Consider the following 23,906-nt stretch of genomic DNA (forward strand, 5'->3'; position numbering starts at 1 on the left):
GGCGGCAGGTGGATGAAAACGATGATCAAGGGGTCGGACGCGTGAGCCTGTAACGGCCTTCGGGGCGCGGCAGGCCCAGCCCGTCGCGCAAGGTTTCGCCGTCATAGTCGCGGTGGAAGATCCCGCGTCGCTGCAACTCCGGAATCGCCAGCGTGGCGAATTCATCCAGGCTGCCGGGCAAATAGGACGGCTGAACGATGAATCCGTCGCTGCCGCCTTGCCGGAACCACTCTTCCATTTTGTCGACGACTTGCTCCACCGATCCCTTGATCGTCAGCTTTCCGCGCGCTCCTGCAAGTCTGAGATAGAGCTGGCGGATCGTCAGCTTTTCGCGCTGCGCAAGCTTGACGATATTCTGATAGAGGCCGCTCTTGCTGGCGTCCGTCTGCGGCAGGTCGGGCAGGGGACCGTCGAGCGAGTAGGACGAAAGATCCGCGCCGCCGAGCATGGTCGACAGGATTTCGCGCCCGACGATCGGATGGATGAGCGACTGCATGTGCTCATGCTTTTCGTTCGCTTCGGCCTCGGTTCGGCCGACGATCGGGTTGATGCCCGTGAGCACATGCAGATGTTCGGGGCGGCGGCCGTAGCGCGCCATGCGCCCCTTCACGTCGCGATAATATTGCTGGGCGCTGGCGAGGTCCATTTCGGCCGTAAAGACGATCTCGGCTGTCGCGGCGGCGAATTCACGGCCATTTTCGGACGATCCGGCCTGGACGATTACCGGATGGCCCTGAATCGGTCGCGGAACATTCAGCGGCCCGCGAATCTTGAAGTGCTTGCCCTTGTGTTCGAGCGCATGCAGCTTTGTCGGATCGAAATAAGCGCCGCTTTGCTTGTCGCGTATGAAGGCGTCATCGTCCCAGCTATCCCAGAGACCGCGGACGACATCGAGGAATTCATGTGCCCGGTCATAACGCTCGGCGTGGTCATAATGCTGGTCACGCCCGAAATTTTGCGCCTCCGCATGCGCGGTTGACGTTACGACGTTCCAGCCGGCGCGGCCGCCGCTGAGATGGTCGAGCGACGCGAATTTGCGCGCCAGATGATAGGGCTCGTTGTAGCTCGTCGAGGCTGTCGCCACGAGTCCGATCCGGTCGGTCACCACCGACAGCGCCGACAAGAGCGTCAGAGGCTCGAAATGCGCGGTATACTGCGCGGAGCGGCTGAGCGCGTCCGGATGCGCCTCGCGAACGGCGACCTGATCTGCGAAGAACAGGAAGTCGAATTTCGACTGCTCGGCTGTTCTCGCCATGTCGAGATAGTGGCGAATGTTGACGCCCGCATCGGCTTGCGCGTCCGGATGGCGCCAGGAGGCGACGTGATGGCCTGTGTGGTTGAAAAACAGGCCGAGCGTCATCGTTTCGCGAGATCGCATCATGCTGCTCATTTCAAAAGCGTGTCGGGGATGGCCGGACCGCGGCATAGGCGCCGCGCAGATAAACCAGCGGCGCCTCGGCGATCTGCTCGCGGGCGTCGCGGACAAGTCCGACGAAAATTGAGTGAGTCGGCGTCTGATATTCGCTTGAAAGTTCGCAATCAAACACCGCAATCGCATCGAGCAGAACGGGCGCTCCCGTTTCGAGCGTGGTCCATCGGTCGACCGCAAAACGCGCTTCGCCCGAGACCTGTTCGCGGCCGGCGAAGCGGTTCGCCAGCATCTGCTGATCTTCCGCCAGCACGTTCACACTGAAGCAACGATCGGCGCGAATGCGCGAGTGAGCGCTGGCGTTTCGATTGACGCAGACGAGCAGGGCGGGAGGTTCGTCGGATAGCGAACAGATCGATGTCGCGGTCAATCCTGTCCGTTGCCCCTTCTGCTTGCCGACGGCGATGACCGCGACCGTGCCAGCGACATTGCGCATCGCGCATTTGAAGGCGGCGGCGTCCATTGTCCTAAGTCTCCGCGGCATGAGGCAATTGATGAGTATACTCACTAATATGGTGAGCATGCTACCTAACTGTCAAGCCATTTCTCGGCGGTTCGGGCTGGCCAGCGCCGAGCGTCGTTGTCGACCGGAGTTGAAACGTTTATTGATGCGGTGTTCACCGATTTCGCAAAGCGCCGGCCATGCTTGATGAGATTGCGGATATCGCCGACCTGAGGGACAAGCCTGGCTTTCTCATCCGGCGCGCGCATCAGATTACTGTCGCCGACATCGAAGCCAAGTTGGCCGCCTACAAGGTGACGTCGCCGCAGCATTTGGTTCTCACGGTGCTCTACCTGCATCCGAAAATCGACCAGGCGACGCTGGCGGATCTGATCGCGCTCGACCGCGTCACGGTCGGGCGCATTCTCGTCGGTTTGGAGCGGCGCGAGCTCGTGCGCCGCGATCACTCGCTAGTCGATGGGCGAGCGCGCGTGCTGAGCCTGTCGGCGTCTGGAAAGCGGCTTGTGCTGGCGCTTCAGGACGCTGTGCGCCGATCCCAGACGGATATCCTCGCGCCGTTGTCGGATGAAGAGCGGCGCCAGTTCTTCCACATCATGCGCCGGCTTGTCGGCTTCGAGCCGCCTGCGTCCATCGCCGTGCGTGCAGCGGAAACGCCGGAGCTGCCGGCGGGCGGGCGGGGTCACGGACCATAGATCGTCGGATCATCGATCTGGTTCAGCAGCGGCCGCCCGGCGATGAAATGGCTGGCGTTATCGATCACCAGCTCAACCGCCCGCGCGAGCGACGGGGCGTGTCCGCGCCCGCCCATATGCGGCGTCAGGATCAAATTCGGGCAGCCCCAGAGCGGGTCGTTTTCCGCTGGCGGCTCGGGGTCGGTGACATCGAGCGCGGCACCGCCGAGCGTGTTGTTGTGCAAGGCGTGCCGCAGCGCCGCGGAGTCGACTAGCGCGCCGCGCCCGACATTCACCAGCAGCGCCGTCGGCTTGCAGATCGCCAGTTGTCTTGCACTGATCATGTGCCGCGTTTCGGAGGTGAGGGGCGCAGCGAGCAGGATGACGTCGGCGCGGGCGAGGGCGCTGTCGAGTTCGCTGGTGCCACAGACCTCGTCGGCAACCGGATCGGGCGTCGCCTGGCGTTTGACGCCGATGACGTGCATGCCGAAGGCCCGCGCCCGGCGCGCGACCTCCCGTCCAATTGCTCCGAGCCCGACGACCGTGAGGACCGCGCCTTCGAGCGCCTGCATGCGGTCGGCGTAATCCGGCGCCCAGGCGCAAGCAGCTTGGCGAGCGAACGACAGATCGAGCCGGCGAGAGAGGCCAAGCATGAGCGCCATCGCATGCTCCGCAACGGCCTTGGCATAGGCGTCACCGACCGTGGTCAGCCGGGCTGCGGCCGGAATTCCATGCGCGCGCGCCGCATCGTAGCCGGAGAGCAGAAGCTGAATCCAGCGAACGTCCGCGCCCAGATCGCGCAGCGCATGAGCCGTCTCGGCGTTGCGCAACTGGCTCATCATGACGAGCGCGTCGGCGCCTGGCAGCCCGGCGGCGAAGCTGGCCTGGTCATTCACGCGCGCAACATCGACGCCGAGCGCTTGCAGACCTTGCGCAAGATCGGACGTGGCCTGTGACGTCCAAACGATGATTTTCATGGTTCCCCGGCTGCGATGCGAACTTTCCATATTGATGGTACAACAATGATTGGTATACAATCAAAAAGTCCAGACACGTCTGGGCCAATGAACGGACCAGCATGTCTGGCCAATAAACGGGAGGGATGGAATGTTTACGCGACGGGCGGTTTCTCGATGGCTTGGCGCCGGGCTCATGGCGGGGGCGACCACGACGGCGTTTGGTCAGTCGTTCCCCAGCAAGCCGTTGCACATCATCGTGCCTTATGCACCTGGCGGTAGCTCGGATCTGATCGCCCGCACCATCGGCCAGAAGTTGCAGGAAAATCTCGGCCAGCCGGTGATTGTCGACAATCGTCCGGGCGCCAACGGCGCGATCGGCATTGAAGCGATGATCCGCATGCCGGCGGACGGCTATACCTTTGCCGTGATTTCGACCGGCGCGCTGACCGTCAATCCGCATTTCGAGCAACTGCGTTACGATCCGTTGAAGGATCTTACGCCGATCTCCATGGCCGCGATCAGCCCGCTGGTTCTGGCCGTGAATGCGAAGTTGCCGATCAATTCGGTCAAGGATCTCATCGCATACGCGAAGGAGCGGCCCGGCCATGTCACCTACAGTATTCCGGGACCGGGAAGCCTGCCGCATCTCGCGGGAGAATTGCTCAAGCGCGAGGCCGGCCTCGATATGCTTGCGATCCCCTACAAGGGCGGCTCGCCAGCGTCGGTTGCGATAGCGTCGGGCGAGGTGATGGTCGGCATCGTCGACACCGGCGCGGTGTTGCCGCTCGTGCGATCTGGGATGGTGCGCGCGCTCGCAATGACAGACCCGAAACGCTCCCCCTCCATGCCTGATCTGCCGACTGTGTCGGAAGCGGGCGTGCCCGGGTTCGCCGTCAATTCCTGGATCGCCCTCCTGGCGGCGGCGGCCACACCGCCGGATCTGGTCGCAAAACTCAACGGCGAAATCACCAAAGCGCTGCAGGCTTCCGATATCCGTGGGCGGTTTACCGCCGCCGGACTCGATCCGGCGCCGACGAGCGCGGATGAGATGAGCAGGATCATGCGCGCCGACTTCGCGCAGTGGCAATCGTTGATCAAGGCGGCCAACATCAAGGCACAGTGAAAGTGCGTTCTGTTGGAGAAAGCCGATGACGGTCCGCATCGGAGGTCAGCAGGGCCTCCGGTGCGGCGGTCCATTCATCGCAATCGCCTCTTTCTTCCCGGCCACCGGATCCGATGTGGCTGGCGGAACAGCGCTCCGCATGGGACCTGATGAGGCGCCGCGGCTCCTATACAACCGGCTGATAAGTGATTGGCAGCGTTTTGTTTGCGGCGCGGCGCAACGATCGAGGGCGAGCCGGTTCGGGCTGACGCGGTTCGCGATCAGGCATTCGAGCCGGCCGTCTCTCGTCGATCCAGACTCCCGGCCCTTGGGATAGTGCAGCCGGTCTGGCCCTGATCGGTGAAATGAATATCGCCATTCGACGCGATGTGCAGATCATCGCATTTGCGGAAGGGTCGCGAATTCCGCCGCGCAGCGCGCGACCGAACAAGGCCGGCCTCCACATCGATCTGCATCTGGTCATTCCATGTCTGCAATAGAAAGCCGTCCGTCCGGACGAATCTTCGGTTCATTCAGCGGGCCATCGCATCGGACGACGAGCGGCCAATCGTCGCCGGGTGATACTGTGAAGACGCGGCCAACGGGCTGGCGACGACAGAGCGGTCGCTGTTGGCGTCGAATGCAGGCCTTCGAGAAGCAATCAACGGGCTGACCGCCCTTGTTTGCGGCGACTCAGGCGCTGCGAGTGCCGGCCCGCCAGACCTTTTCCGGCATCGCGGAGAAAAACGCGCGCCTCGATGACGCGCGGCGGGCGGTCGAGATACATCCTGCTGATGTGTCAGGGGCAAGGGCGGCGTGGACTTGCCCGCCTTACCGAAGCTGTTAGGCATCGGCCCTTGCTGCGATCCCTACGCCCGGTTTGCTCCCAAGCTTGGGTGAGTATGTCGACCGGGCAGGAGAGACGAAAGACGTCGCGCGCAGAAGGTGGCGCGAAGGGGCCGATCGACGCCTGAATCGGCTAGCCGCGAAATGCGCTGCGACCGGGGCACCCGGTCGCTGCCGGCCTGGCAGCGCTGAAGCAACTGCTGGACGAAAGTGTCTGAAGGCTGCGCGCCGCGGCCATGCTCGGCTTGCTCCGGCGGCGCGCACTGTCAGGACGGTCATTCAGCGAAGGTTTCCTCTCGCTTGTTTTTGATCGTCGGCAAGACCACCAGTATCATGAGCAAAATCGACATCGCCAGGAAGAGCGCGCTCAGCGGGCTGCGGAGGAACGTCATCGGGTCGCCGCGAGAGAGCAGCATCGCGCGGCGCAGATATTCCTCCATGATCGGTCCGAGGATGAAACCAAGGATGAGCGGCGCTGGTTCGAACGCCAGCTTGACGCAGGCGTAGCCCAGCAGACCGAAGAGCGACAGCAACAGGCAATCGAATGCGCTGTTCGACAAGCTGAACACGCCGATGCCGATGAACACCAGGATCGCCGGGAACAGCAGGCGGTAGGGAATGGTCAGAAGTTTGATCCACATGCCGATGAGCGGCAGGTTGAGCACCACCAGCATCAGGTTTCCGATCCACATCGAAGCGATGAGGCCCCAGAAGAGCTCCGGCTTCTGCGTCATCACCTGCGGGCCCGGTGCGATGCCCTGGATCATCATCGCACCGATCATCATCGCCATCACCGCATTGCCGGGAATGCCGAGCGTGAGCATCGGAATGAACGAGGTCTGCGCGCCGGCGTTGTTGGCCGATTCCGGTGCCGCAACGCCCTCGATAGCGCCCTTGCCGAATTGCTCGGGATGTTTCGAAATCTTCTTTTCCAGCGTGTAGGCGGCGAAGGACGCAAGCAGCGCGCCGCCGCCAGGCAGGATTCCGAGCGCGGAGCCGAGCGCCGTTCCGCGGAGAACCGGTTTCCAGGAGCGTCTCAGATCGTCCTTGGTCGGATAGAGATTGCTGACCTTGTCGACGAAGATCTCGCGCTTTTCCTTTTGCTCGAGATTCAGAATGATCTCGGCGACGCCGAATATGCCCATCGCCACGATGACGAAGCCGATGCCGTCGGACAATTCCGGTACGCCGAACGTGAAGCGCAGCGTGCCGGTCGTGACGTCCGTGCCGACGAGGCCGAGCATGAGGCCGAGCACCGTCATCGCCACGGCCTTGATCAAAGAGCCATTGGCGAGCACCACCGAAGTCACCAGTCCGAGCACGACCAGCGAGAAATATTCTGCAGGCCCAAAAGCCAGCGCCAGCTCGGCGAGCGGACGCGCCGCGAAGGCGATCACGAGCGTGGCGACGCAGCCGGCGAAGAACGAGCCGAGCGCGGCCATCGCGAGCGCGGGACCGGCGCGGCCCCGGCGGGCCATTTGATAACCGTCGAGGCAGGTGACGACCGATGTCGCTTCGCCGGGCAGATTGACGAGGATCGCCGTGGTCGAGCCGCCATACTGCGCGCCGTAATAGATGCCGGCGAGCATGATCAGCGCGCCGGTCGGATCGAGATTGAAGGTGATCGGCAACAGCATCGCGATGGTGGCGAGCGGACCGACGCCGGGAAGGACGCCAATCAATGTGCCGAGCAACGCGCCGACCAGCGCAAACAGCAAGTTGAGCGGCGATGCCGCGACAGAGAAACCCAACCAAAGATTGCCGACGATATCCATGGCGTCTTCGATCCGCTCAGAATGATGGCCAAAGAGGGAAGGGCAGGCTCAGCACTTTCACGAAGATGAGCGCCGAGAAGATCGCCATCCCCGCAGCGAGGGACGCAACTTCCTTCCAACGGAATTCGTGGCCTGCCGCGGCGCCGATCACGACAAGGACGACGATCGCGACAAGCAGCCCGGACGGGCCGATGAGGTAGCCGAAGCCTGCGATGGCGGCGAGAATGAGGGCCAGCGGCCGCCAGTGGAAGCGGCCGACCTGCGGCCCACCGGCTGCCAGCGCGTTGAGCGTGATGATCAGGCCGAGCGATGCCAGCAAGGCGCCGAGGATAATCGGAAAATAGGCCGGCCCCATCCGGACCGCGCTTCCTATGGGATAATACGCATAGGCCCAGATCGAGCCGAACAGGCCGATCGCCATTAACAAAAGGCCGGACCACAGGTCCGCCGACCGCGTCGTCATACTTGCCTCCCCCAGTGTCTTTCTTTCCGGGCCGTTATCGGTCCGGTTTGTTTGGGCGGCGGTCTAATATGAACGGCCTACCGATAATTGGTGTACTTACTTTATCGACATGTTGGCAAGCCGAAAGGTTTGGTCGCAGGCGACGTGTTTCCACGGGAAAGGCATGCAGCGCATCCGCGACCGCCCTTTCATCCGCAGACACCGGTCCTGATCGCCTCGGGCTTCGTCTCCGTCGCCTTCGTGATCGATGCCTGCGCCCGTCGCACCGTCAGCTGGCGGGCTTCCGCACGGTGCAGGCCAGCTTCGTGCTGGACGCGCCGGAGCAGGCCCTCGATCAGCGAGTTCCGACGCATCGCGGCGGACCCGTGCATCATAGCGGCCGGGGCAGCCAATACGGCTCGATCAAATACACAGAGCGCCTGGCTGGGGCGGGGGAGGGACGAGCGCCGGTTGGCAGTGTCGGCGATGGCGACGACAACGGCGCCCACCGAGACGATCAACGGTCTCTACAAAGCCGAGGTCATCCATCGGCGCGGACCATGGCGCCCGTTCGAGGCTGTCGAGTTCGCGACGCTTGAATGGATCGACTGGTTCAACAACCGCCGGCTGCTGGAGGCGATGGGCAATATCGCGCCAGCAGAACCCGACGAGCGCTAATACGCCAGGCTGGATGAGCCAGCGATGGCGGCGTGACTCAAACGAAACGGCCTCCGGCCAAACCGGGTCGGTTCAACCCGACCATCACAGCGGGCCTCCGCCTCGGCTGCGCGCTGACGCTTGTGGCCAAGTTTCAAGACGTGCGCTCTCTTTCCAGGGGCGCGGGTCGCTCTGCTGCTTCCGTTGTCGCATTCGTGTGAGCCGCGGTCGCGGGTCTCGCATGCAGCATGGCCACAGCGTCGCGGGCGCTTTCGTATGCGAGTTGCAGCGGCGCGAACTCCTCATAGCTGCAACGGCGTTGATAGCCGAGCGTTGCCATGTCGATCGTAAGAACACCAAGCTCCTTCGAAAGGCCGAGCGCGTCGGCTGGGTCGGTGGAGGCCCCGGCGCGTTCAGTGATGCTCTTCAAACTGCCCAGGATCTCGGATATGCGATCGGGACCGCCTTTCTTAAGGTAGCTACTGGCCGCGGCAAGAACCGAGCTTGCGACCCCGCCGACTAGCACGACGTTCCATATCTGATCGCTGAAGAGGGTAGACCAGCTCGTATCCGTATCCTCAAGATACGCTGCGGTGCCGGGGTGAATTGGAAAGCGCGCGTCCTCCTTCTCGCTTTCCGGCGGCGCTATCAGGTTGGCCAGTGGAACCTCACGCGCCAGCTCGCTGCGCCGTTCGAGCAGGCTGCGGGTCACCTCCGTGATCGCATTATTGTAGAGCCGCACGCGCAGTGGGCCGGTCGAGGCTCGATTGGCAGCAAGTACGGTCGGAACGCCGACCGTATCGACGTCCTCGTCTGGAATAGATAGGCGCGGAAATGCGAACTTCTCGATCGCCTCGGAGCTTGCGGCCGCAGTGTTCTGCTTAAGAGATTCGCCAAATTCGATACTGAGGATGGTTGGAGGATTCTTTTTCCTGTCGCCCGCCGCGGCAACCACTGCCCTGACCACGGGATCTGCTGGCACGCCGATCACGGCGAGGCAGTCGATCCGGCCGCTGGCGATAAGCCCGGCGATGTCTTCGGGCTTGACGATTGTCAAATGAACGTCCGCCGGCGTGAGGCCCAACATATCGAGCAACCTGACGAAGGAAGGTTCGTCGAGCGGCGTGCGGGAGACAAGACCGAGGCGCTTACCTTTCACGTCGGAAAGGCTCTCCAGCTTGTGTCGCGCCGGTGCGACAGCGATCACGACGTTGGTGCGCAGCAACACCACCAGCCCCGCGCTTGTAGGCAATGGATCGTCGAGTCTTATGACAGCCAGATCGACTTCCCGTTTTTCCAGCAGTTGATTGTTCGCATGCACGTCGGCCGTAGCGACCAAATCCACGCGCACCCCGGCACGGTTGATCTCGAGCAGACGATTCAACGCAATCAACAGCTTGGCGTCGATTCCGTCCTTTGGCCCTGCGGCGACGCGCAAGTGCAGGGGCCGCGACCATGCCAGATATGCCACGCTGGTAGCCGTGATCAGCGCAAGCGTCGCAGCGGCTAAAAGGAGCAGACGCGAGATCGCGATGTTCATGGCATTTGCCCCGAGCTACGCATCGCTTCGACGACGTCGGCTCAGCGCCCGCGAACCGCAACGGTCACGGACCTGGGCGACTTCAGTGGCGACCAGTCCAAAGACCTCAGCCGGGCTAGCTTAGCGTACTACACGGCGACGTCATCCATACTTTGCTACTAAATTCTTCAATGCCCCAATGCGCCGTGACGTATTGAGCAGGCCAATGCAGGCGGTCCTCGCGCGCAACCTGGTCACAGACGCTGACCCGCCCAACGTCAGCGTTGGCTCGCTTCGCATGAGCCTCGGTAGGGCATGAGGAATGCCTACCCAGTTGCCAGCGCACCGCGCCCATGTGATGGTCGTCGGGCTAGTCTAGGTGCCGTCCCGCATACGCTCGGAATTCTCTTCGGCCGCGACGCTCTGAGAATGCGCCCTTTGATTGTTTTGGGCGCATGCGCAGGCGCCGCCACGATGACTACCGCTTTCCAAGTAATTCAAGACGAAGATCAAAACTGAATATCAGCATTCGGCTACGCCTCGCTATGCTATCGGAAATATTCGGCTCACTGCATGGAGGGCCTGTTCTAGTCAATCGTGCGACGCTTTAATTGCAGCAGGATTCTGTGGGCGCAGAATTATAGTGTCGGTTGGCAAAGGATGAGTATCGAAATTGAGTTTCATACGTACGTCGAAAAATGAATATCGACTCCTCATCGCGTCTTAGGGATTTATTCAAAATGAATTCTTACCCTTAATTTGCGATGGTTGATTCGGCGAAACAAACAAGCTGGAGGACAATATGCGCATAACGCTCACAGCCGCTGCCTTGCTAGCTACCGGATTAGCGACTTCCGCCTATTCGGCCGATCTTCCTGTGCGACAACAGGCCCCCGTCTACGTTCCCGTTTTCACCTGGACAGGGTTCTACATAGGTCTCAACGCCGGCGTGGGTTGGACTAACTCCCGCGATGTCATCGTCACCGGTCCGACGGCCGCCTCTTCCGGCATCTTGTCTGGCGGCGGCGGCGACGGCTCCTTCGTCGGCGGCGGCCAGATCGGTTACAACTGGCAATCCGGCGCGATTGTGTACGGCCTTGAGACCGATATTCAGTATGTCGATGTCGGCGGCCGCGTCGCGTGGGGACCCTACACGTGGTGGGGCAACGGGGGCGGAAATAACGGGGGCTATTTGGGCACCGTTCGTGCCCGTGTTGGTTATGCCTTTGATCGCACACTGATCTATGTCACAGGCGGTCTGGCCTATGGCGGCCTGAATAGTAACCCGCTGACGGGCAACAACACGAGCAATGTCGGCTGGACGCTGGGCGGCGGTGTTGAATACGCCTTTACCAACAACTGGTCGGTTAAGGTCGAAGGCCTCTACGTCGAGACGAGCGAAGGCCGGAAGACTCGATTCTTCAACAACCCAATCGGCGGGGTGCTGCCGGCCGGCACCTATACTGCCACCACCGATCGAAGCGGAGGCGGTGGCATTCTTCGGGTTGGTGTGAACTACAAATGGTGAATTGAGACGAAAACAGCCCAGCCGGTGGCTGGGCTGTTTTCATGGGCGGTCATCCACTTTTACCCCGGTTTAATCCGCGGCAAGACCGTGAACTATCCATCGGTCATCACCCTAATTGCTGCTGTATCCACTCCATCAGCAGCACATAGCTGATGGCTGGAAGGACGGGGCCGACGGAAAAGGCCTAAGAGCCCATCAGAAATCATGCCGCCGATCACCCCGATCAGAATGATCGGCATGGGCACGTCCAAACCTCCGCTGAGCATCAATGGCCTGAGAATGTTGTCGCTAAGTCCGGGCGAACCGGTCCGCGCGATCCACAACACAGCCTCGGCGAACATGCGGTGGTCCCGGCCCCACGAGCCGCGCGTCCGTTCGTCACCGATGATGTGGGCGAATCCGCTCCCACTTGTCGTCCCGAGGAAGCAGGCGGTCTAGGACGCCCACGGCTGCCTCCAGAAGACAGCCTTGAATCACGCATCAAAAATACGGAAGCCCTCGGATCCGTGGACAGTTATCTGATCCATAGGATCGTCGCGGCGATTGTCACGACGGCGAGGTAGTGCCTGGCTGTCTTCTCGAAGCGCGTTGCGACACGACGAAACTGCTTAAGCCTTGAGAAGCAGCATTCGATCAGGTGGCGCTGAGCGTAGAGGTGCTTGTCGAGGGGATATTTGCGCGCCCGTGACGGGTTGTTGGGAATGACGGCGATGGCGCCCTTCTCGGCAATTTCTCGTCTGAGGGGATCGGCGTCATAGGCAGCGTCCGCCATGACGACCTTTGCGGGCAGTCCCTCGATCAGGGCGTGAGCCTGCGGGCAATCACCTTGCTGTCCAGCGGTCAGGGAGAAGCGCACTGGGCAACCAAGGCCTCTGACGGCCATGTGGATCTTGGTGCTCAGGCCGCCGCGGGAACGGCCGAGGGCCTGATCTTCAAGGCCCCTTTTTTAGCACCCGACGCGTGCTGGTGAGCGCGGATGATCGTGGAATCGACGATCAGATATTCGAAGTCCGGATCGTCCGACATCGCCGCGAAGATGCGCCACCAGACGCCCTTGTGGCTCCAGCGGCTGAAGCGCCGGAAGACGCTGTTCCAGTCGCCGAAAACCTCGGGCAGATCGCGCCAGGGCGAACCGGTTCGCACGATCCACAAGACCGCTTCCACGAACATCCGGTTGTCGCGGCCAGACGAACCGCGCGTCCGCTCATCGCCGATGATGTGGGGCGATAGCCGCTCCCATTGATCGTCCCGAAGAATCAGGCGGTCCAGAACGCCCATGGCTGCCTCCAAAAGACAGCCTTGAATCACACCTCAGCGCCTGTGGGAATCCCAAGAGTCCACGGCTCCTAGAGTCCACGGCTCCTCGGGGCGGCGTCTCACCTGTCGCAGCGAGGCAGAGAGGCTGCCGCGCATCGATCTCCCAACATGTCCCGATGGCGTCGAACACGAATTTGAACATGGCCTGTCCAGCCGTCGTGCCTGGAAAGTACGGCGATCGTCCTCGTTGCTGTCAGTGCCCGGTCATCTTCAAAACGGCTTCGGGCAGGCGCTTTCCCTGCACCTTGATTGCGGAGGCCTCTGCGTCGATCTCGGCGAGATCGCTGGTTGTCAGGTTCAGATCGACCGCTCCGAGGTTTTCTTCCAGCCGTGGGATGGGTTCGATCGTCGTCGCGACGGTGCTGTTTCCGGCCCGCCCGCGGCGGAGGAAGAGTGTCTGGAAGCCCTCGCGCCCGTCCGAAGTCGTCTCCCAGCTTCGAGCCGACTCGATTTACAGTCGCAGCATCGCGGCCGCGTCCCTCCTTCACCGGACGGTCACGCCGTGAATGGCGGCTGCGATCTCGAAGTCTACCGGCGGGCGCGCAGAACGCCGATGTGGAACGCCCCGCTCCTTAGCGGCCGCGCAGGGCGATCAGGTTGACGTCGATCGTCCGGGTGCGAAAGCCGGCTTCGCAATAGCAGAGATAGAATTCCCACAGCCGGCGAAATGGCTCGTCGAAGCCAAGCGGCGCGATCTCGGTCCAGCGCTCCAGGAAGCGCCGGCGCCAATCCTTCAGAGTCAGGGCGTAGCTGTCGCCGAAGTCGAGCTGTTCGACCACTCCGAGACCGACCGCCTTCGCGCTGCTCCTCACCGCCGGCACCGATGGCAGGCAGCCGCCGGGGAAGATGTAGCGCTGGATGAAGTCGGTGCCCCGCTGATAGTCCTCGAACAGGGCGTCGTCGATCGTGATCGCTTGCAGGACGACACGTCCGCCGGGCCGCAGCGAGCGTCGGAGCGTCGCGAAGTAGGACGGCCAATAGGCGCGCCCCACCGCCTCGATCATCTCGATCGAAACGATGCGGTCGAACTGGCCGGAGATGTCGCGGTAGTCCTGAAGCCGCAGGCTGACGCGCTCGGCAAGGCCGGCTTCAGCGATGCGCCGTTGCGCGGCCTCGAGCTGCGCCGGCGACAAGGTAATGGCGGTCACGCGACAGCCTTCGCGGGCCAGCCGCTCCGCCAGCGCGCCCCAGCCGCAGCCGATCTCGAGGATATGCTCGCCGCCCGAAAGGCCGAGCATGGCGACGATCCGGTCGAGCCGGCGCTGCTGTGCGGCCTCGAGCGCTTCCGTCGGCGCTTCATAGAGCGCGGAGGAGTACATCATGCTGGTGTCGAGCCAGTGGCCGTAGAACTCATTGCCGAGATCGTAATGCGCGGTGATGTTGCGGCGGCTGCCGCGGCGGGTGTTAGCGTTGAGTCGGTGACGCAATCGGTTCAACAGGCGCGCCGGCCAGACGCCTGACACAAGCTTTCGCAATGTCGCACTGTTGCGCGCGCCGAGCTCGATCAACGCGGTGAGATCCGGCGTATGGAGGTCGCCGTCGCGATAGGCTTCGGCCAGGCCGATATCCCCGTCGAGCAGGAGGCGGCGTATCGACCGCCAGTTGGTCAGGATCATCGTCGCTTGCGGCCCGGGCGCGCCTTGCGCGCTGCAAAGCCGTTCGCCGTCAGGCGTAAAGACGGTGAGGTGGCCGATGGCGATGCTTGAGAGCAATCGGCGCAGGAACCAGCGCGACAGCCCGATGCCGCGCGGCAGCGCGAGCGCTTGTTCGGGCATGCGAAAATGCTGTTCGGCATCGGGCCGGCTCATGGCTAAATCGGTCCTTTCGCATGCGGCGCCACGGCGCTGCCGAGGCTGAAGGGGCGCTCCGGCGCAGTCGGGTGCGGCCACCATGGAATGCGCTTTGCCAACAACCGCAGCGCGTGCCAGTGGATGGCGGCAGTGACCTTCAGCGTGAGGAGCGGATGCGTTGCGAGCAGTCGCAGCAGGACTGCATCGCTCAGCACCGTTCGCTCGCCGCTCAGCACCGCCGTGATCAGGCGTCCCTCGGAGTCATGGCCGTCGATGGCGACGGAGACACGCTCCGCGGGCGGCACGACCGTGAAGGCATAGCGCATGTCGAGGCCCATGAAGGGCGAGACGTGAAAGAGCTTGTCCGCCTCCTGCCGCAGCGCGCCTCCGGCGCTATCGGCGGGCGCGACATAGCTGTGAACCTCGCCGAAGGTGTTGTGCACTTCGTAGATGGTGGCGCAGAGACTGCCGTCGCGGCGGTAGCAGAAATAGGTGCTGAGCGGATTGAAGGCGTAGCCGAGGATACGCGGCATGGTCAGCAGCCGGATCGGGCCGCCATCATGCTCGATCCCGGCATTGCCCAGGGCGGCCTCGATCTGCGGGCGCAGCGGCCGTCCGCTGCGATCCCCGTAGTCCGCGTCACGAAAGGCGTAGAGATTGAAGCGGTTGCGCGAGAACAGCGTGAGCTTCGCAGCCAGCCGATCGATCTCGTCGAGGTCGAGCAGCATCCAGAAAACGCGATAGGCCAGCGCATGCGGCCGGGGCCGGAACCGATGATGCCTGACACGACCGACATAGAGAGCGGATTGCCAGCTCATGCGGCCTGCTCCAGCCGGGGTGCGACTGGAATGCGCCCGGACTCGTTGCGAACCCGCCAGGGCCGACGGACGCCGCCAAGCGCCTCCGCGACGGCGAGCCCGGCCTGCAAGCCATCCTCATGGAAGCCCGATCCGAAATAGGCGCCGCAGAACCAGCTGCGCCGCGTCCCTTGCAGCGACCAGAGCCGCGCCTGTGCCTCGAGCGCCGCCGCATCGAAGAGCGGGTGCTCGTAGGTTTCCTCGTGGAGGATGGTGTCCGCACGCAGCGTGTCGGGCGGGTTGAGGGTGACGAAGAGAGGCCGCCCTTCCGGCAGGCCTTGAAGCAGGTTCATCCAGTAGGTGACGGCGCAGGCGGAATCCGGCTGGGCGCGGTCGCCAATATGGTTCCAGCTCGCCCAGGCGCGGCGCCGCTTCGGCATCAACGCCGTATCACCATGCAGCACCGCGCGGTTGCGGCTGTAACGGAAGGCGCCGAGCGCCTCGGCTTCCGCCGTGCCGGGATCGGCGAGCATGGCAAGCGCCTGGTCGGCATGGGTGGCGAAGACGACATGGCTGAACGTCTCGTTCCAGCCGTCGCCCATCAGAACGACATCGTTGGCTCCGCGCCGAACCTGCCTCACGGGCGAGCCGACCCTCACCTCGCCGGAAAAGGCGGTGCGCAGCTTCTGCACATAGACGCCGCTGCCGCCGGTCACGGTGCGCCAGATCGGTCGGTCGGTGAGTTGGAGCAATCCGTGATTGTGATGGAAGCGCAGGAAGGCGGTGGCCGGATAGGACAGGATCTCCGAGCAGGGTGCCGACCAGATCGCAGCCGCCATCGGCAGCAGGTGGTCGTCCCGGAACGCGGCGCCATAGCCGCCGGCGGCGAGGTAGTCGCCGAGCGAGACGTCGGCCGCACCGCCCGCCAGCGCGTCCCTGGATGCGTTTCGGTAGAAGCGGGTGATGTCCTGCAGCATCGCCCAGAAGCGCGGCCGCATCAGATTGCTGCGCTGGGCGAACAGGCCGGAGACACTGGTGCCGCTATATTCAAGCCGGCCGCCATCGAGAGACACCGCGAAGGACATCTCGGTCGGCTGCGTGGCGACGCCAAGATGCTCCATCAGGGCGATGAAGTTCGGATAGGTCGCCTCATTGTAGACGATGAAGCCGGTATCGACCGCCGTCTCGCCGCCATCGCCGGCGACGCGAACCGTGTTCGCATGGCCGCCGAGGCGGGGCGCCGCCTCGAACAGCACCACGTCATGTGCTTGCCCCAGCAGCCACGCAGCCGAGAGGCCGGAGATGCCGGCACCGATCACGGCGACCCTCGTCGCCTCTCCCTGTGCCCGCTCCATCGTCGCGTCTCCGCTTTTCATGACGGGTATACGCGGCCTGGACCGGACTGGATTTGCCCCGGCCTCACTAAAAACGCGCAGGCCGTGTGACCCACCGCCGGGGTTCCTGCGTAAGCGCAGAATGGATGAAGCATTCCGCGAGAGGGTTGGATAATGCTCGTGAGGCAGCTGAAGCGGGTGTCCGCTGCGATCGGTGCCTATGCAGCGCATCCCGACCCGCGGGCCGCGATCGCCAATACCGTCGCGCTCGTGATTGTCTCGAACCAGCCCTTCTATCCACTTTATCTTTATTGGGCGGTCTCGCCCGCCATCGCGCCGTCCTATGTCACCTTCCTGTCGACGCCGTTCTTTGCGGCCGTGCCGGCGGCCATGCGGTGCAGCCCCTTGTTCGGGCGATCGCTGCTTCTCCTGGCGGGCATCGGCAACACATTGCTCTGCCGCGTCGCCTTCGGTACCGGCTCAGGGGTCGAGGCCTTCCTGTATCCCTGCCTGATGCTCGCGCTGATGCTGTTTCGCCGCTCCGAGCGCCTCTTCGCACTGGGCTTCGTGGCGCTGGCCTTCATTGCCTATCTGCTGCCGGCAGCGTTGCTGGGGACGCCGCTGCACCTCTACGAGGCCGGAGAATACGCGGCCTTGCAGCGCCTGAACTTTCTGAGCGCCGCATCCTTGACCGCGCTGATCGGCTGGCTTGTCGCCGCGCGCCTCGACACAATTTCGCGCTCGGATGAAACCACGGAGGCAAGCGGAGCGTAGACGAGACGCATTCGCTGAAAGGACATCGTCATGAGGCGCTTTCTGCTCGCTCTCGCCTTTGCTGCTCTTTCGGCTGGAGGTGCGGCCGCGGGTGATCTCGACGGGACCTGGCTGCGCGACGACGGCAATGCCCGCGTGCGGATCGCACCGTGCGGCGACAAGATCTGCGCAACCAATCTCTGGATCGGCGACACCAGCAAGGGCGAGGCCGCCGGCGACAGGCTCATCATGACACTGGCCCGCCAGCCCGACGGCACCTTCTCCGGAAATGCCTATGATCCCAAGCGCGACTGGAGCTACTCCATGACGATCACGGCAACGGCGGGCGCGCTCACCACACGCGGCTGCATCGTCGGGCGCCTGATCTGCCGCGACGTGAACTGGAAGGCCGTCGAGTGATGCCGGCCGAAGTCACTATGAAGCGAGGGCTAGTGATCCAACGTGCCGACATCCGCGTAACTGTCATATGGTTCCCGCACTCGCCCTGACTGTCGATGGCATGCGCAAGGCGGGAGCTATCGCGCAAGGAGGTGGGTTCGTCGTCTTGTTCGACCCCAATGTATTGATTGCCGCCATCGCGCGTTCGGGCGACCGGGAGGCTTTTGCTGCGCTGTTCGACCATTTCGCGCCGCGGGTGAAGGGATTGCTGATGCGCGGCGGCGCCTCGGCCGAGCTGGCCGAGGAAGTCGCACAGGAGACGCTGCTGGCCGTCTGGCGCAAGGCGGCGCTGTTCGACCCCGCGAAAGCGAGCGCTTCGACCTGGATCGCCACGATCGCGCGCAATCTGCGCATCGATATTGCCCGTCGCGAAACGCGCTCGCGGCTGTCGCAAGCTTACGAGATTTTGGATGAAGAAGCCCCCGAACAACCCGATGCGACACTATCTGGCGCCGAACGCGACGCACGCGTGCGCGCTGCGATGACCCAGCTCTCTCCCGATCAGTACCGTGTGGTCGAACTCGCCTTCCTGGAAGGCTTCAGCCACCAGGATGTCGCCAATCGCCTCGCCATTCCGCTGGGCACGGTGAAGTCCCGCCTGCGCCTGGCTCTGTCGCATCTGCGCGGCCGGCTGGAGGATCTGCGATGAGCATCGTGCATCGCCCATCCGACGAGACGCTCGCCGCCTTCGCCGCAGGACAGCTCGACGAAGGCCCGGCGGTGGTTGTCGCCTGTCATATCGAGGCGGATCGGCAGAGCCGGCAGCGGCTGCGGGAACTCGAGGCCGTGCAGGGCGCGCTGCTGGAAGCCGAGGAGCCCGTCGCGATGGCCTCCGGCCCACGCGATACGAGCACCGCAGCACAAGCCGCGCCGGTATCCGTTGCGGCCGGTCCGACGCTCGAAGCCGGGATGCCACAAGTCCTGCGCCCCTATGGCCTCGGTCCCTGGCGCCCGATCGGCATCCGCATCGCCATGCGGCGCGTCGACGTTCCCGGCGCGGATGCACGCGTCTTCATGTTGCGTGCCGGGCCGGGGATCGCACTGCCGCATCACAAGCATAGCGGCTTCGAATGGACCACGATCCTCGCGGGCGCCTATGAGCACGAATACGGTCGCTATGCGGCCGGGGACTTCGACGAAGCCGATTCCGAGCACGATCACACGCCGCGCGTCGATCCTGTCGAGGGTTGCACCTGTATCGTCGCCATGACCGGAAACGTGCTGCTCCAAGGCTGGCTCGGCCGGCTGCTGCAGCCGCTGGTGCGGTTTTGACGATCGCCTCCTTCGCCGCGGCTGTTGCTTTCGCGGCAGTGGCGATGTCGGCGTTCATGGCATTGGCCACCGTAATCGAGCGCCGGACCGGCAACTCCGGCTGGATCGATGTTGTCTGGACCTTCGGGGTGGGTGCCACGGGCGTCGTTGCCGCGCTGCTGCCTTTCGGGGCGGGGCCGATGTCTCGACGTCTGCTCGTGGCCGCGCTCGCACTGGCCTGGGCGCTTCGGCTCGGCCTGCACATCGCGCGGCGCACGAGCGGCATCGCCGAGGATCCGCGCTATGCCAAGCTCAAGCGCGGCTGGGGCAGCGACGCGCCTCGGCAAATGGTTCGGCTGCTCCAGATACAGGCGCTGGTCAGCATCCCCTTGGTGCTTGGGATCGTCCTGGCAGCCCATAATACCGCACCTTCGCTGGCCTGGAGGGACCTCGCAGGCATTGTCATTTTTGTCGTGGGCCTTGCAGGCGGGGCCGTCGCGGACGGGCAACTGCACGCCTTCGCCCGCTCGGGCACGGGCGGCGTCTGCGACCGTGGTCTTTGGCGTTGGTCGCGCCATCCCAACTACTTCTTCGAATGCCTGCTCTGGTGCTGCTACGCGGTCATCGCGCCGGCGGCCGGTTACCCCTGGGGCTGGCTCGCCTTGCTGGCACCTGCCTGCATCACGCTGCTGCTGACGCGCATTTCCGGCATCCCGCCTCTGGAAGAGCACATGCTCGCCAAGCATGGAGCGGCCTATCGCGACTACCAGCGCCGAACCAGCGCCCTGATTCCGCTGCCGCCGAAAGGAGCGACGCCATGACAATCATGCAGAGGCTCTCGAACTGGGGCGAAGGCCTCCCCGTTCCCGACGCGGTCAGCCGGATGGTGATCGCCTCGCTGGTCGGGCGCACCAATCGCTCGCTCGCAGCGCGATCGACGGAGGCGGCCGCCTTTGCCGGCGATATGGCAGGGTTTCCGATCGCCGTTCATACCGACGCCGCCAACGCCCAGCACTACGAAGTGCCTGCCGCATTCTTCGAGCATGTACTCGGCTCCAGGCGCAAATACTCCTGCTGCTATTACGCCGACCCCGGCGACACGCTCGCAGCGGCGGAAGAGACGGCGCTGGCGTTGACGGCAGAGCATGCCGGCCTCGCCGACGGGCAGGATATCCTCGAGCTCGGCTGCGGCTGGGGCTCGTTGTCACTATGGATGGCGGAGCGCTATCCGAAGGCGCGGATCGTCTCTGTCTCCAACTCGAGTTCGCAACGCGCCTTCATCGAGGAGCAGGCGCAGCGCCGCCACCTCGGAAATCTTCGCGTCGTTACCGCGGACATGAACGATTTCGCGACGGAGGAGCATTTCGATCGCGTCGTGTCCGTGGAGATGTTCGAGCACATGGCGAACTGGCGCGCGCTTCTCGGGCGGATTCGCGAGTGGCTGAAGCCGGACGGCCGGCTCTTCATCCATGTCTTCGCCCACACGCAAGGCTGCTACCGCTTCGACGCCACTGATGCGGGCGACTGGATCGCGCAGCATTTCTTTACCGGCGGCCTGATGCCGAGCGCGACGCTCGCGCATCAGTTCCCCGATCTATTCGCCGTCGAGGCCGAGTGGCGCTGGAACGGCGAACACTACCGGGCCACCGCAGAGGATTGGCTGGCAAATTTCGATCGCAACCTGCCGATGATCGATCCGATCCTGCGGGAGGTCTATGGCACGGAAGCGCCGCTCTGGCGGCGGCGCTGGCGCCTGTTCTTTCTGGCGACGAGCGGGTTGTTCGGCCATGCCAACGGCGACGCCTGGGGCGTCCACCACTACAGGTTGCGACCCGCCTGATCGAAGAGCCGATGGCGAGGCCTACACCCATCCCCATTCTATGGCGCGGCGAACCGCGCCATAGGCGATCCAACTGCAGAAACCGACGACGACCGTGCCGTAGGCGAGGTCCGCGAGTGTGATCGTCAGCGTCCAGGGACGCAGCGTGGCGTAGTTCGTCAGGTCATAGGTCGCATAGGCGAGCAGGCCGATCAGCGCGCCGTTGACCAGCGCGGCGCTTCCGCCGCCGTCGCGCAACGCCGGCATCAGCGCGAAATGGACCACGCCAAGAGGGAAGCCGAAATAGAACAGCGCAGCCGGCCAGTATCGCACTTGTTCTATGATCAGGTCGCCGAGCGCAGGCCGATAGAGCCTCGCGGTCATCGTGCCGAGCCAGATGGCATCGCAGATCCCAAAGGCGACAAGAAAAGCGACGTAGCCGGCGACGAAGCGCATCACGACCTCCAGGGTTGCGCAGGAGATACGTCGCGCAGGCCTTAGCGGTTCAGTATCACATCGGGCTTTCGCGCAGCCGGGAAGCAGATCCATCCCGGTGAGCGGGGCGTATTGAGTGGGATGATCCTCAGGCCGATGGCGACCATGACGACCGAAATCTCCCGCCGCGCGATCGTTCCCATGCTTGCTGCGGCGGCGCTTCCGGGTTGCGCCGCGCTGCGCCCGGGCGGTCTGACCGAGGGGGCGCGTGACGTCGCCTATGGCCCGCATCCCCGGCAGCGAATGGACATCTATGTTCCGCGGGGCGGCGGAGATGCTCCCAAGCCGGTTGTCTTTTTCATCTATGGTGGTTCATGGGCCAATGGTGCCAGAGAGACCTATGCGTTCGTCGGAGACGCGCTTTCCTCGCGCGGCTTCGTCACGGTGATCGCGGATTATCGCCTGGTGCCCGAGGTCCGCTTTCCGGTCTTCATCGAGGACGGCGCGCTGGCGCTGCGTTTCGTGTGCGACAACATCGCCCGCTTCGGCGGTACGCCGCGAGAGCTGCACCTCATGGGGCACTCGGCCGGCGCCTATAACGCGATGATGCTGACCTTGGACAATCGCTATCTTGCCGCCGTTGGGCTGCGCGCCAACCACATCCGCTCCACCGTCGGGCTCTCCGGCCCCTATGACTTTCTGCCGCTCGACATCGACGTCACCAAGGAGGCGTTCGGAAACGCCCGCGACCTTATCCAGACGCAGCCGGTCAACTTTGCTCGCCGCGACGCTCCGCCGATCTTTCTGGCGACGGGCTCGGAGGACACCACGGTCCTGCCACGCAACAGCGAGCGGCTGGCCCAGGCGCTCAAAAGTGCTGGCGCCAAGTCGGTCTCGCTTAAGATTTATCCGGGGCTCGACCACGCGGGAATGGCAACTGCGATCTCCAGGTTGTTGCAATGGCAGGCGCCGGTTCTCGACGATGTCGTCGCATTCTTGAAAGCGACGCGAGGTGACCCGGCGGGCAGGCCGGCCTCGCATCGAATGCCCCGGCTAACAAGCGAGAAATGAGACAATTGAGTGCGGGTCGCATTGCGGCGGCCGGTACCGGAGGCGGTTCATAGAGACAGGCCGTCGCAAGACGTCAGCACGCCCCGAAGTCCGTGTGGCGTAGCGCCGCAATTCGGGATACTGTGCCCCATACTTGCCATGCGGAGATTAGGGCTCCTTCGTAGGCAAAGCGGAGAAGTTATGGTTCGATAACGCCGTCAAAGCAGGCGTCTTTTACATGCGCCACGCGATCGAGACCGCACCGAAAGACGGGCATTGCGTCATCGTCGAGGACGATGCGAATGCGATTTACGACGTCGGTCGCCGGTCGCCGGAGGCGGGCGATTGGGGTGGGGAGGACCACGGCCCCATCAAGATCGCGCCGACGCATTGGCGGCGCTTCTTTACGCCCGTCGTCACTGTAATCGCTGCGGCGACGATACTGATTTACCATGTAAAGCAAGTGGCTGCCGAAACACCTGTCAGCGATGGCATCGTCGCTCAAGATACCGGCTTGGCGAGCAGGGACTCGAAGACCGCCCTCCCGGAGGTCCGGCGAGCCGTCGACAGCCAGGCCAGCCCACCCGCGGAAGAGGCGCAGACTGTGCGGGAGCAGCCGGCCGCGGCGACGCCCGCACCAGATGCGCAGCAATCCCCGGGCCGGAAGCCGCCCGAAGTCTTGGCGCAAGAGGCAGCCCTGGAGCAGGAACTCGCCGAAGCCCGGCGTACCATCGAGCATTTGGAAGCGCAGCTGCAAGCGGGGCCGACGGCCGAGCAGGTGCTCAAACAGGAGCGCGAGCGGGCCGCAGTCCTCGCAGAGCACGCCGCGGCTGCGCGACAGGAATTGCTGGCAACCACGGCGCGGCACACCCAGGCACTCGACGAGGAGCGAGCCCGCAGCGCCGCATTGGAGAGCGAGCTGGCGACGGCGCGGCAGGTGAACGAAAGGCTGGCCGTGCAGTTTCGCCTGATCGGCGAACAGACGGAACTCCGCAGGCGAGCCTATGAGGCGGAAGTGGCGGGGCTTCAACAGGCGCTCAGGCAAGAGCGCGACCAAGCCGCAGCTGGGGCTGCCGAACTCGATGCGGCGCGACGCGCGGCTGCTGCGCGCATTCAGCCGGAAACGGCGACAAACATGCCCCTTTCGCGGGAGATCGCATCTACGGCCGGCACAGCCATGGCGTCGACGGCTGCCTCGGACGTGCAAGGCAGCCCCGAGGCGGTGAGAATGATTGCGCGCGCTGCCTCGCTGCTCGGCCAAGGCGACATCGGTGCTGCGCGGACCGTCCTCGAACGTGCCGCAGAGCTGGGCAGTGCTCGCGCGGTCTTCATGCTGGCGGAGACATACGACCCCAACATTCTCTCTGCCTGGAGAACGTTTGGAACGCGGGGCGAGGTGGCAAAGGCGCGCGAGCTTTACGCGAAGGCGCATGCGGGCGGCATTCGGGAGGCGAAGGAGAGGCTCGACACCTTGGGTCGGTGAAGCGCCTGTCAGGCCGTGCTGCTCCGG

24 protein-coding genes and 3 pseudogenes are annotated in these 23,906 nt (G+C 63.9%); 12 read left to right on the top strand and 15 right to left on the bottom strand.

All coding sequences use genetic code 11. The features are described from left to right. Positions 1 to 25: 25 nt before the first annotated feature. Positions 26 to 1,381, bottom strand: a complete 1,356-nt coding sequence (locus tag AC1DNE_RS14100) for an LLM class flavin-dependent oxidoreductase (protein WP_476765730.1) — start codon at positions 1,379 to 1,381, stop codon at positions 26 to 28. Between the two features lie 10 nt (positions 1,382 to 1,391). After that, a complete protein-coding gene (locus AC1DNE_RS14105; protein ID WP_476765713.1) occupies positions 1,392 to 1,892 on the bottom strand; it encodes a flavin reductase family protein in 501 nt (166 codons plus the stop codon). A gap of 179 nt (positions 1,893 to 2,071) precedes the next feature. Between AC1DNE_RS14105 and AC1DNE_RS14110 the strand changes: the two genes are divergently transcribed. Continuing rightward, positions 2,072 to 2,584, top strand: coding sequence for a MarR family winged helix-turn-helix transcriptional regulator (locus AC1DNE_RS14110; protein ID WP_441470070.1), 513 nt, complete (start codon positions 2,072 to 2,074; stop codon positions 2,582 to 2,584). Here AC1DNE_RS14110 and AC1DNE_RS14115 read toward each other — a convergent pair. After that, positions 2,572 to 3,540, bottom strand: coding sequence for a D-2-hydroxyacid dehydrogenase (locus AC1DNE_RS14115; RefSeq protein WP_441470069.1), 969 nt, complete (start codon positions 3,538 to 3,540; stop codon positions 2,572 to 2,574). The genes AC1DNE_RS14110 and AC1DNE_RS14115 overlap by 13 nt on opposite strands. 175 nt (positions 3,541 to 3,715) lie before the next feature. Here AC1DNE_RS14115 and AC1DNE_RS14120 point away from each other — a divergent pair, with 175 nt between their 5' ends. Next, positions 3,716 to 4,645, top strand: a complete 930-nt coding sequence (locus AC1DNE_RS14120) for a Bug family tripartite tricarboxylate transporter substrate binding protein (protein WP_441470068.1) — start codon at positions 3,716 to 3,718, stop codon at positions 4,643 to 4,645. A gap of 260 nt (positions 4,646 to 4,905) precedes the next feature. Here AC1DNE_RS14120 and AC1DNE_RS14125 read toward each other — a convergent pair whose 3' ends face one another. The 3 genes from AC1DNE_RS14125 to AC1DNE_RS14135 form a co-directional block, all read right to left on the bottom strand. Continuing rightward, the gene (locus tag AC1DNE_RS14125; protein WP_476765715.1) at positions 4,906 to 5,100 is read right to left on the bottom strand and encodes a hypothetical protein; all 195 of its coding nucleotides are present in this window, start codon (positions 5,098 to 5,100) and stop codon (positions 4,906 to 4,908) included. Positions 5,101 to 5,745: 645 nt separating this feature from the next. Next, the gene (locus AC1DNE_RS14130) at positions 5,746 to 7,245 is read right to left on the bottom strand and encodes a tripartite tricarboxylate transporter permease (RefSeq protein ID WP_441470067.1); all 1,500 of its coding nucleotides are present in this window, start codon (positions 7,243 to 7,245) and stop codon (positions 5,746 to 5,748) included. 16 nt (positions 7,246 to 7,261) lie between these two features. Further along, positions 7,262 to 7,708 carry a tripartite tricarboxylate transporter TctB family protein gene (locus tag AC1DNE_RS14135; protein WP_441470066.1) on the bottom strand — a complete coding sequence of 149 codons (447 nt, stop codon included), beginning with the start codon at positions 7,706 to 7,708 and terminating at the stop codon, positions 7,262 to 7,264. 219 nt (positions 7,709 to 7,927) lie between these two features. On the opposite strand from AC1DNE_RS14135, the pseudogene AC1DNE_RS14140 reads away from it, so the two are divergent. After that, positions 7,928 to 8,365, top strand: a pseudogene (locus tag AC1DNE_RS14140) (IS3 family transposase); the annotation flags it as partial. 133 nt (positions 8,366 to 8,498) lie between these two features. On the opposite strand, the gene AC1DNE_RS14145 reads toward AC1DNE_RS14140, so the two are convergent. Further along, entirely contained in the window at positions 8,499 to 9,884 is a 1,386-nt protein-coding gene (locus AC1DNE_RS14145) for a TAXI family TRAP transporter solute-binding subunit (RefSeq protein WP_441470065.1), read from the bottom strand. 781 nt (positions 9,885 to 10,665) lie between these two features. On the opposite strand from AC1DNE_RS14145, the gene AC1DNE_RS14150 reads away from it, so the two are divergent. Then, complete coding sequence (locus tag AC1DNE_RS14150) at positions 10,666 to 11,391, top strand: outer membrane protein (protein WP_441470064.1); 726 nt, start codon at positions 10,666 to 10,668, stop codon at positions 11,389 to 11,391. A gap of 92 nt (positions 11,392 to 11,483) precedes the next feature. Here the strand turns inward: AC1DNE_RS14150 and AC1DNE_RS14155 are convergent, their stop codons facing one another. The 7 genes and pseudogenes from AC1DNE_RS14155 to AC1DNE_RS14185 form a co-directional block, all read right to left on the bottom strand. Further along, entirely contained in the window at positions 11,484 to 11,732 is a 249-nt protein-coding gene (locus AC1DNE_RS14155) for a hypothetical protein (RefSeq protein ID WP_441470063.1), read from the bottom strand. 173 nt (positions 11,733 to 11,905) lie between these two features. Continuing rightward, a protein-coding gene (locus tag AC1DNE_RS14160; protein ID WP_441470062.1) for an IS5 family transposase occupies positions 11,906 to 12,669 on the bottom strand; the annotation gives its coding sequence in 2 pieces (ribosomal slippage) (positions 11,906 to 12,325 and positions 12,328 to 12,669; 762 coding nt in all). A gap of 232 nt (positions 12,670 to 12,901) precedes the next feature. Then, a pseudogene (locus AC1DNE_RS14165) lies at positions 12,902 to 13,054 on the bottom strand (aldo/keto reductase); the annotation flags it as partial. After that, positions 13,040 to 13,156 (bottom strand): annotated as a pseudogene (locus AC1DNE_RS14170) (alpha/beta hydrolase); the annotation flags it as partial. The pseudogenes AC1DNE_RS14165 and AC1DNE_RS14170, both read right to left, overlap by 15 nt. 124 nt (positions 13,157 to 13,280) lie before the next feature. After that, a complete protein-coding gene (locus AC1DNE_RS14175; protein ID WP_441470061.1) occupies positions 13,281 to 14,483 on the bottom strand; it encodes a class I SAM-dependent methyltransferase in 1,203 nt (400 codons plus the stop codon). Positions 14,484 to 14,518: 35 nt separating this feature from the next. Continuing rightward, positions 14,519 to 15,316, bottom strand: coding sequence for a DUF1365 domain-containing protein (locus AC1DNE_RS14180; RefSeq protein WP_441470060.1), 798 nt, complete (start codon positions 15,314 to 15,316; stop codon positions 14,519 to 14,521). Beyond that, a complete protein-coding gene (locus AC1DNE_RS14185; protein WP_441470059.1) occupies positions 15,313 to 16,650 on the bottom strand; it encodes an NAD(P)/FAD-dependent oxidoreductase in 1,338 nt (445 codons plus the stop codon). The genes AC1DNE_RS14180 and AC1DNE_RS14185 overlap by 4 nt, the downstream gene beginning before the upstream one ends. 159 nt (positions 16,651 to 16,809) lie before the next feature. Here AC1DNE_RS14185 and AC1DNE_RS14190 point away from each other — a divergent pair, with 159 nt between their 5' ends. The 6 genes from AC1DNE_RS14190 (at position 16,810) to AC1DNE_RS14215 (ending at position 20,932) form a co-directional block, all read left to right on the top strand. After that, positions 16,810 to 17,403, top strand: coding sequence for a hypothetical protein (locus AC1DNE_RS14190; RefSeq protein ID WP_441470058.1), 594 nt, complete (start codon positions 16,810 to 16,812; stop codon positions 17,401 to 17,403). A gap of 30 nt (positions 17,404 to 17,433) precedes the next feature. Beyond that, positions 17,434 to 17,802, top strand: a complete 369-nt coding sequence (locus tag AC1DNE_RS14195) for a DUF2147 domain-containing protein (protein WP_441470057.1) — start codon at positions 17,434 to 17,436, stop codon at positions 17,800 to 17,802. 67 nt (positions 17,803 to 17,869) lie between these two features. Continuing rightward, the gene (locus tag AC1DNE_RS14200; protein WP_476765719.1) at positions 17,870 to 18,490 is read left to right on the top strand and encodes a sigma-70 family RNA polymerase sigma factor; all 621 of its coding nucleotides are present in this window, start codon (positions 17,870 to 17,872) and stop codon (positions 18,488 to 18,490) included. Further along, positions 18,487 to 19,113 (top strand): ChrR family anti-sigma-E factor, encoded by a 627-nt coding sequence (locus AC1DNE_RS14205; RefSeq protein ID WP_476765720.1) that lies wholly within the window; start codon positions 18,487 to 18,489, stop codon positions 19,111 to 19,113. Before AC1DNE_RS14200 ends, AC1DNE_RS14205 begins: the two co-directional genes overlap by 4 nt. A gap of 56 nt (positions 19,114 to 19,169) precedes the next feature. Beyond that, complete coding sequence (locus AC1DNE_RS14210) at positions 19,170 to 19,913, top strand: DUF1295 domain-containing protein (protein ID WP_441470055.1); 744 nt, start codon at positions 19,170 to 19,172, stop codon at positions 19,911 to 19,913. After that, positions 19,910 to 20,932 (top strand): SAM-dependent methyltransferase, encoded by a 1,023-nt coding sequence (locus AC1DNE_RS14215; RefSeq protein ID WP_441470054.1) that lies wholly within the window; start codon positions 19,910 to 19,912, stop codon positions 20,930 to 20,932. The genes AC1DNE_RS14210 and AC1DNE_RS14215 overlap by 4 nt, the downstream gene beginning before the upstream one ends. A 21-nt stretch (positions 20,933 to 20,953) precedes the next feature. Here AC1DNE_RS14215 and AC1DNE_RS14220 read toward each other — a convergent pair whose 3' ends face one another. Next, the gene (locus AC1DNE_RS14220) at positions 20,954 to 21,367 is read right to left on the bottom strand and encodes a DUF2177 family protein (RefSeq protein WP_441470053.1); all 414 of its coding nucleotides are present in this window, start codon (positions 21,365 to 21,367) and stop codon (positions 20,954 to 20,956) included. Between the two features lie 144 nt (positions 21,368 to 21,511). Here AC1DNE_RS14220 and AC1DNE_RS14225 point away from each other — a divergent pair, with 144 nt between their 5' ends. Both AC1DNE_RS14225 and AC1DNE_RS14230 read left to right on the top strand, forming a co-directional pair. Further along, positions 21,512 to 22,417 carry an alpha/beta hydrolase gene (locus AC1DNE_RS14225; RefSeq protein WP_476765721.1) on the top strand — a complete coding sequence of 302 codons (906 nt, stop codon included), beginning with the start codon at positions 21,512 to 21,514 and terminating at the stop codon, positions 22,415 to 22,417. A 217-nt stretch (positions 22,418 to 22,634) separates the two neighbouring features. Next, a complete protein-coding gene (locus AC1DNE_RS14230; protein ID WP_476765722.1) occupies positions 22,635 to 23,879 on the top strand; it encodes a hypothetical protein in 1,245 nt (414 codons plus the stop codon). The last annotated feature ends 27 nt before the right edge of the window (positions 23,880 to 23,906 follow it).

The sequence above is a fragment of the Allobosea sp. 05L423 genome, assembly GCF_056397745.1.

Excerpts from the sequence above, each read along its gene's own strand:
- AC1DNE_RS14100 (WP_476765730.1), bottom strand. The coding sequence starts at position 1,381 with ATGATGCGATCTCGCGAAACGATGACGCTCGGCCTGTTTTTCAACCAC.
- AC1DNE_RS14105 (WP_476765713.1), bottom strand. The coding sequence starts at position 1,892 with ATGGACGCCGCCGCCTTCAAATGCGCGATGCGCAATGTCGCTGGCACG.
- AC1DNE_RS14110 (WP_441470070.1), top strand. The coding sequence starts at position 2,072 with ATGCTTGATGAGATTGCGGATATCGCCGACCTGAGGGACAAGCCTGGC.
- AC1DNE_RS14115 (WP_441470069.1), bottom strand. The coding sequence starts at position 3,540 with ATGAAAATCATCGTTTGGACGTCACAGGCCACGTCCGATCTTGCGCAA.
- AC1DNE_RS14120 (WP_441470068.1), top strand. The coding sequence starts at position 3,716 with ATGGCGGGGGCGACCACGACGGCGTTTGGTCAGTCGTTCCCCAGCAAG.
- AC1DNE_RS14125 (WP_476765715.1), bottom strand. The coding sequence starts at position 5,100 with ATGCAGATCGATGTGGAGGCCGGCCTTGTTCGGTCGCGCGCTGCGCGG.
- AC1DNE_RS14130 (WP_441470067.1), bottom strand. The coding sequence starts at position 7,245 with ATGGATATCGTCGGCAATCTTTGGTTGGGTTTCTCTGTCGCGGCATCG.
- AC1DNE_RS14135 (WP_441470066.1), bottom strand. The coding sequence starts at position 7,708 with ATGACGACGCGGTCGGCGGACCTGTGGTCCGGCCTTTTGTTAATGGCG.
- AC1DNE_RS14145 (WP_441470065.1), bottom strand. The coding sequence starts at position 9,884 with ATGAACATCGCGATCTCGCGTCTGCTCCTTTTAGCCGCTGCGACGCTT.
- AC1DNE_RS14150 (WP_441470064.1), top strand. The coding sequence starts at position 10,666 with ATGCGCATAACGCTCACAGCCGCTGCCTTGCTAGCTACCGGATTAGCG.
- AC1DNE_RS14155 (WP_441470063.1), bottom strand. The coding sequence starts at position 11,732 with ATGTTCGCCGAGGCTGTGTTGTGGATCGCGCGGACCGGTTCGCCCGGA.
- AC1DNE_RS14175 (WP_441470061.1), bottom strand. The coding sequence starts at position 14,483 with ATGCCCGAACAAGCGCTCGCGCTGCCGCGCGGCATCGGGCTGTCGCGC.
- AC1DNE_RS14180 (WP_441470060.1), bottom strand. The coding sequence starts at position 15,316 with ATGAGCTGGCAATCCGCTCTCTATGTCGGTCGTGTCAGGCATCATCGG.
- AC1DNE_RS14185 (WP_441470059.1), bottom strand. The coding sequence starts at position 16,650 with ATGGAGCGGGCACAGGGAGAGGCGACGAGGGTCGCCGTGATCGGTGCC.
- AC1DNE_RS14195 (WP_441470057.1), top strand. The coding sequence starts at position 17,434 with ATGAGGCGCTTTCTGCTCGCTCTCGCCTTTGCTGCTCTTTCGGCTGGA.
- AC1DNE_RS14200 (WP_476765719.1), top strand. The coding sequence starts at position 17,870 with ATGGTTCCCGCACTCGCCCTGACTGTCGATGGCATGCGCAAGGCGGGA.
- AC1DNE_RS14205 (WP_476765720.1), top strand. The coding sequence starts at position 18,487 with ATGAGCATCGTGCATCGCCCATCCGACGAGACGCTCGCCGCCTTCGCC.
- AC1DNE_RS14210 (WP_441470055.1), top strand. The coding sequence starts at position 19,170 with ATGGCATTGGCCACCGTAATCGAGCGCCGGACCGGCAACTCCGGCTGG.
- AC1DNE_RS14215 (WP_441470054.1), top strand. The coding sequence starts at position 19,910 with ATGACAATCATGCAGAGGCTCTCGAACTGGGGCGAAGGCCTCCCCGTT.
- AC1DNE_RS14220 (WP_441470053.1), bottom strand. The coding sequence starts at position 21,367 with ATGCGCTTCGTCGCCGGCTACGTCGCTTTTCTTGTCGCCTTTGGGATC.
- AC1DNE_RS14225 (WP_476765721.1), top strand. The coding sequence starts at position 21,512 with ATGACGACCGAAATCTCCCGCCGCGCGATCGTTCCCATGCTTGCTGCG.
- AC1DNE_RS14230 (WP_476765722.1), top strand. The coding sequence starts at position 22,635 with ATGCGCCACGCGATCGAGACCGCACCGAAAGACGGGCATTGCGTCATC.